Below are 2,158 nucleotides of genomic sequence, written 5' to 3'. Positions count from 1 at the left end.
TCCCAACGGAAAATAGAGAAAGAGGTCCGGGTCAACAGGCGTACGATCGCGAGTTACCTGGAAAAGTTCAGATCGACAGGTTTGACCTTTGATGGCTTGCTAAAGCTATCAGATAGGGATATCGATGAGATCCTTGGCCTTGTAAAGGAAGAGGTAATGGAGGATGCTGACCCCAGGCGGGTTCATTTCCTTGAACATTTGGAATATCACAATCAACAGCTCGCCTCCAAAGAAGGCGTAACCAGGTTATTGTTGTGGGAAGAGTATATTACCAATTATCCGGAAGGGTTTCAATATTCAAGGTTCTGTGATCTGCTGCAGGAACATAACCGGGCCTCGAAGGCCGTTATGCATTTTGAGCATAAGCCAGCTGAGATGATGCAGGTAGATTTTGCCGGCGCGCCATTGCATTACCTGGATACTTCTACAGGAGAACTGGTTAGCTGTCCGGTATTTCTTGCCATTCTTCCCTTTAGCGGTTACGGTTATGTAGAAGCGCTTGTAGATGCAAAGTTGCCGCAGGTTGTATCAGCATTGAACAAAGCACTTATCTATATAGGTGGTATGCCCAAAGGGGTAAAATCTGATAATATGAGGCAGTGGGTATCCAAAAGCTCAAAGTATGAGCCTGTCTTTACCGAGATGCTGGAGCAGTGGGCCAACCATAACAAAATTGCACTCTTTGCTGCACGCCCTTATAAGCCAAAGGACAAGCCAAGCGTAGAGAACTTTGTGAGGATAGCCTACATGCGCATCTATGCGAAACTTAGGAACCAGACCTTCTACAGCCTTAAGGAATTGAATGCAGCTATCATGATAAAGCTGAATGAACATCACCAGCTTAGCTTCCAGCGCAAAAGTTTCAGCCGCTATGAGCTCTTCCATAATAATGAGTCCGCACTTTTGCAGCCACTTCCCGAATCACCTTTCGTTATCCAGCACTACACCAGGGCAAAAGTTCAGAAGAATTACCATGTGGTTATTGGTGAGGACTGGCACTATTACAGCGTTCCCTTTAGATATATTGGCAAAGAGGTCAGGATATCATATTGTATGGACAGCGTTGAGATCTTTCATAATTGCACGCGGATTGCCATACACGTCCGGAGTTTCAGAAAACACCATTTCACCACGGTTAGGGAACATATGCCTGAAGCGCACCAATCCTTTTCGGATGAAAAGGGATGGGATCCTGAATATTATCTGAAACAGGCTGAAAGAGCAGGTCAGAACACTTATGACTTTATTCAGAAGTTGATGCAGAGCAATCCCGTGATACATCAATCATATGCTGGCTGCGCTGGACTGATGCGGCTCTTGAAAGCCTATGGAGCGGCAAGAATGGAAGCTGCCTGCAAAAGGGGACTCACCGGGCACAGGTTTAAATACACTGTAATAAAAAACATCCTTGACAATAATATGGACATGGTCGAGGAAACAGAACAGAAAGAATACAGGACGCCACTACACCAGAACGTGCGGGGAGCCGAAGCATACAAAACCAACTAATAAAGATCAATATGAATACACAGAACACAGCAGACCAGATGAAAAGCCTAAGGCTTAGCGGGATGGCCAGGCGCTATGAGGCAACACTACAGTTACCGGTACACGAGATCCAGGATCCACATTCAATGCTCGCCATGCTTGTCCAGGCAGAAATCGAGTACCGTGAGCATGCAAGAACAGAAAAATATCTCAGGTATAGTAAGCTCAGGTATCATGCCCTTCCTGAAGATATACTCTGTACCTCCGAGCGTGGCATTACCCGTGAACAGGTCCTAAGACTCTCGGACGGCACTTTTATTGAACGTGGTGAAAATGTGCTCATTACCGGCGCTACCGGGTGCGGCAAAAGCTTCCTTGCCTGTGCACTGGGGCGCAGTTCCTGCCTACTTGGATTCCGTACGCTATATTTCAGTATGAATAAGTTTCTGGATGCTCTTGCCCAGGCAAGGCTCGATGGAACTTACCTCCGATGGATTAAGGGGATATCCTCAAACAGGCTACTGATATTAGACGACTTCGGGCTTAAGCCACTGAGCAATGATGCCAGGATAGCAATACTTGATATTCTGGAGGATAGATATGGCAACGGCGCGACAATAATAACCTCGCAGCTGCCAGTGGATAACTGGTACAACTTTATAGATGAACC

2 protein-coding genes are annotated in these 2,158 nt (G+C 46.4%); both read left to right on the top strand.

The genetic code is table 11. The features are described 5' to 3' along the window. The coding region (gene istA / locus EYS08_RS25520) for an IS21 family transposase (RefSeq protein ID WP_131032705.1) at positions 1-1,509 on the top strand (1,509 nt) is incomplete at its 5' end. Between the two features lie 11 nt (positions 1,510-1,520). Continuing rightward, the coding region (locus tag EYS08_RS25515) for an ATP-binding protein (RefSeq protein ID WP_131032704.1) at positions 1,521-2,158 on the top strand (638 nt) is incomplete at its 3' end.

The organism is Pedobacter kyonggii, from assembly GCF_004310665.1.
In the GTDB taxonomy this organism is placed as follows: domain Bacteria; phylum Bacteroidota; class Bacteroidia; order Sphingobacteriales; family Sphingobacteriaceae; genus Pedobacter; species Pedobacter kyonggii.
The sequence above is the reverse complement of the archived record's forward strand: the minus strand, read 5'-3'. Positions and strand labels throughout refer to the sequence as shown.